This window comes from Natronoflexus pectinivorans, assembly GCF_004345615.1.
In the GTDB taxonomy this organism is placed as follows: Bacteria; Bacteroidota; Bacteroidia; order Bacteroidales; family Marinilabiliaceae; genus Natronoflexus; species Natronoflexus pectinivorans.
The window spans coordinates 1-4922 of record NZ_SLWK01000030.1 but is presented as its reverse complement, the minus strand read 5'-3'; the positions used below and the strand labels follow the sequence as shown (position 1 = coordinate 4922).

3 protein-coding genes are annotated in these 4922 nt (G+C 32.1%); all 3 read left to right on the top strand.

The annotated features are described in order from the left end of the window. The first annotated feature begins 488 nt into the window (after positions 1 to 488). Positions 489 to 1049, top strand: a complete 561-nt coding sequence (locus EV194_RS16715; protein ID WP_132435669.1) for a hypothetical protein — start codon at positions 489 to 491, stop codon at positions 1047 to 1049. A 179-nt stretch (positions 1050 to 1228) separates the two neighbouring features. Beyond that, positions 1229 to 2179: an RsiV family protein gene (locus EV194_RS16710; protein WP_132435667.1), complete on the top strand. Its 951-nt coding sequence runs from the start codon at positions 1229 to 1231 to the stop codon at positions 2177 to 2179. A gap of 1362 nt (positions 2180 to 3541) precedes the next feature. Further along, entirely contained in the window at positions 3542 to 4666 is a 1125-nt protein-coding gene (locus tag EV194_RS16705; protein WP_132435665.1) for an ATP-binding protein, read from the top strand. The last annotated feature ends 256 nt before the right edge of the window (positions 4667 to 4922 follow it).

Genomic DNA, 4922 nt, shown 5'->3' with positions numbered 1-4922 from the left:
GATTAAACGACGGATTTTTAAAGACTAACGGATGAATAATATGTTGGAAAGATTGTAACCCGTTAGAATTATTTAATCGCAAAGACTCTGACTATGATATTGAAAAGATTTTCGGAGAAATTAAATATTGCGGATTAATTCCATGTTTTTTAAGATTTTAACGACGGATATTCATGTAAATTTGAGAAAATCAACAGTTTCGGCGGTCAATTTAGAGGTCTGATAAAGATGATATTTAATAAGTTCATCTATAATTCATTACCGCCTATACCATTTAGAGCGTAGATTATTCGGATTATTACACTGAAAATCCATGAAATTCAAGAAAATTCCTATTTTTAAGATAGATTTTTAACGATTTGATTAAAAAAAATGGAAAGCCCCCTAACAGTGTTTATAAGCCATGCGGGAAGTTTTCGAGCCGATGGAAGAAAATTCTGAGACGCACGGCTCATAAACATGGACGTTGTGTGCAAAATTAACAGCCTATGCGAAAACATTTAATTATATTGATTTTATTACTGACATTCAATAACTTGAGTGCTCAGACTGACGAGCAAATAGTGAATAAAATACTCTTCAACTTGTTTAGTTTTCAGCAGGACACAATCTTAATTAAAAACTTAAAAACAAAAACGTACTTTGAATATGATTCGGTTTCGTTTGAGAATATGACTGGATTAACTGTTTCTTCGCAAATTATATCAGAATGGAATAAAAATGAAGAAAATGAAGACTTTAGCGCTGTGTGGGATGAACTGAGTTTAAACAAGATAGATACATTATTTTTAGAGAATGATACAGTAATCAGCAAAAAGCCAATATTCAAATGTTTATCTAAAGTTGAAATAGATGAATTATTTGAGCAGACTAAAAAGCGACAAAAAATATACTCAATAAGTAAAATACTATTCGATGATTCAAGGGAAAATGCAATATTTCATTTCACAATAATACCGTGGCCTGGAGATTTTTACTCTGAGACAATATTAATAAAGAAAGTATTCGGCAAATGGAAAATAATTGAAAGATTTGATATTTTAATATGACATAAAAAATTCTGCACACAACACACAATATAAAACAGTTGGGGTTCAGTGGTTTGCGGGGCTTTGGTTCTCGCATCAACATTTTCCTCGGTGGATAAAGACGCGCTCCGAAGACCCAACCGTTTCATATTGTCAACCGTTAGCTGCAAGCAAAATGAAAAACGAAACGTTGAAATAAAATGAAACTTATTCCACAAAAAGATAGATGGCAAAAATGGAGTTTGCCTAGTAAATTTACAGTGTTATCCTTTTATTTAGCAATAATTATAGCGTCTATTTCACTAATTTCTTTTACATCAATCAAATTGAATAATTATTTTTCATCTGTATTTTGGATAAAAGAAATAAAAGTGAATGAGAAAATGATTGAGAAAAAAACCAATGGAACTTATAAAGAATATGATGGATATATTGAAATTTCCTACCCTAGAATAATGAAATTGGCGCCAAATCAATATATTGATAAAATTAATCGCGAAATTGAGAAAAGTGCAATATCTTATTTAGAAGAGCATCTTATTGAATATGTGTATTCTTATTCAGTCGGTCTAAAAAAAAGGGAAATTATTTCCATAAAGATGGAGCAATATTATTACTATTTTATGGCAATGAATGGTAATTCTTCCATTAAAACTATTAACATTAATCCAATTACACAAAGCATAATTGATTTTTATGACATTTTTGATGTAAGAAGAAACGCATTAATTGAAATAAAGAAAATTATTGGAGAAAAATTAATAGAAAAACACGGGGGGTACTTTGAAGATAAATTAAATAAAGGAAGCTTTATTCCTCGTTTTTTTCTAAAGGATAATAGTATTGAATTCGTTTTTAGCAAGTATGAAGTTACTCCAGGGGTAGCTGATGCCCCATTCGTAGAAATTCAATATATTGACTTACTTGATTTTATCCGGCATGATGGTCCGTTGGGTTATTTGCTGCCTGTAGGCAGAAATTGGGAAGCTGCAGACCATTTTGTTAAAGGTATAATTGAAACGGTAGACCGGCTTCGTAATGACTCAATATTTGATTGGTTTGAAAGTGACAACGATTCAGACTTTCAAGAAAATGACTCAGTACGTAAAGAAATGCTATATCGGTACCATAAAGGTCTTCCAATCGAATAAATCATTGCATCTAAGTCTTTAAACTTCAAAATTTAATAAACTATACAACATATTAAAAATGCCAGCAGCTAACACGCGGTATAAAAAATTGCCGGGACAGTAGGTTATTCAAGGGTTGTAGCCCACTTCAACTTTTGTGTAACTTGACAGGTGATTCCCCCGCAATCGGCAACTTTTCATACCGCCAACCGTTAGGGGGGCAGTCCATTTTTTTGAAGCAAATCCCTTATTTAAAGCAAATTAAAAAACAATACGCACAGATATTTAGGAAAAAAATACAATTCAGAGAGAAAAACTGAGTACTTCGAATATTTATAACGTCAAGAAAATTGATTTTAACGACATATCGACCTGAATATCTGGACTAAACACATCGAAATACATTAAAACAATATTGCATAGCGACAAAAATCCATAACGGAATAATTTGGATATCGAACTGAATATTTCGTGGCTTCGCAAAATAGGTGTTTATGCCATTGAAGAACAAACTCTTCGTAGAAATATTTGGACGTTAATGATTTCGATGGAGAAGCGAAAGTGTTTAACGGAATTGTTTATTTTACGGCATGAATATTTAGATTATCGGGAATTTCTAAAGAAAATCAAGGCGTTGAAAACTTGATAATAGGGAGAAAAATTATTCCGAAAGACTCGGATTTTTTAACAGATAGTTAATCAGTTTCGCAAACATGGTTTATAAGCCATTGAGTATTGAATTCTTTGGAGATATATTTATGTCGTTAATGATTTTGGTGGAGAAACGAGAATATTTATGGAAAAGATTAATTAAACGTCTGATATTCAAGAAATATAGGATGAATATTAGGTTGAAAACAATGTAAATCGCTAGAATAATTAACAGCATAGACTCTGATTATTATATTGAAAATTAAAAGATTCATGGAGAAATTAAACATCTGACATAAATGCATGTTTTCTTGAGATTTATAACAGGAAAACACATTGAAAACGGCGACAACTAATGGTTTCGATGGCTAATTTAACGGACTGCGTATATTGATGTTTTGCGAAATCAACTAAATTCCGATGCCGCAGAAAATCATTTAGAACGTAGATTATTCGGGTAATTACACTGAAAATCCCTGAAATTCAAGAAAATTCCTATTTTTAAGCAAGATTTTTAACGATTTGATTAAAAAAAATGGAACGCCCCCCTAACAGTGTTTATAAGCCATGCGGGAAGTTTTCGAGCCGATGGAAGAAAATTCTGAGACGCACGGCTCATAAACATGGACGTTGTACACAAGCAAAAAAACTAAGATGAAGCTATCGTAATGACTAATTATTGTTATTTTGAGCCATTATATTCCCTAAATGTCGTATATTTGAAATAAAAAAATGCTAAAAAGACATTTAGAATCAACTATCAAAAACAAGATTAATACTGGAAAAGCTATCGTTCTAGTTGGTGCAAGACAAGTTGGAAAGACCACTTTGTTAAAGAGTATTCTTTATGATTTAGAGTATTTATTCTTAGATGGAGACGACCCAACGGTAAGAAATCTACTTTCAAACCCGAATACAGAACAGATTAGAACTATAATTGGCGATAATAAACTCATCTTTCTTGATGAAGCTCAAAGAATACAAGGGATTGGATTGACTTTAAAGATTATAACCGACCAATTTAAAAAGGTTCAACTTCTTGTAAGCGGGTCATCATCATTTGACCTAGGAAATGAATTAAACGAGCCATTGACTGGTAGAAAATGGGAATATGAACTTTTTCCTATATCATGGGAAGAATATGAAGATAGTATTGGGTTTCTAAAATCAGAACAACAATTTGAAAATAGATTACTTTATGGGTTCTACCCAGAAGTGATTAACAATCAGGGAAATGAAAAAGAAACCCTAAAAAACCTTGTAAATAGTTACTTGTATAGAGATATTTTAGCATTTTCTGATATTAGAAAACCCGAAGTTCTTGAAAAATTACTACAAGCGCTCGCTCTTCAAATGGGTAGCGAAGTCAATTATAATGAACTAGCTCAAACTGTTGGAATAAACAAAACGACTGTTCAAAATTATATTGACATTCTTGAAAAAGGATACATTGTATTTAGACTAAACAGTTTTAGCAGAAATCTCAGAAATGAAATTAAGCAAACCCGAAAGATTTATTTCTTTGACAATGGAATACGAAACATGATTATCGGAAACTTTAATCCATTAGAATTAAGGGTTGATAAAGGTGCACTTTGGGAGAACTTCTTGGTTTCAGAAAGATTAAAACAAAATAAATACAAAGAAAGCTACTCCAAAATGTTTTTCTGGAGGAACCAGCAACAACAAGAAATTGATTTTGTAGAAGAAAGAGCGGGAGAAATTACTGCATATGAATTCAAATGGAATAAGAAAAAAGTAAAGTTTCCAGAAAAGTTCATCATGACTTATAATGCTCAATCTCATTTAATTGACAGAAGCAATTTTAGAAAATTTGTGAAAATAGATAATAAATAGCCAGTGTACAACGGTGTGTATAACCAATGGCTTTTGGTTCGGTTAAATAGTCACCCTCCTACCCCGCGCTAAGTTTTGCAACGGCGGACAAGGACGCAGCCCGCAAAAAAGCCACTGGTCATACACAGGTACGTTAGCGGTAATCCCCTCTACTCCAGAGGCTTTAACCTATTAAGCAAACGGTAAATTGATAGAAATTTGATTGAAAGGAGTTTATTATAGTAGGAATTTACCGTTATTCAGAATGAAAACAAAA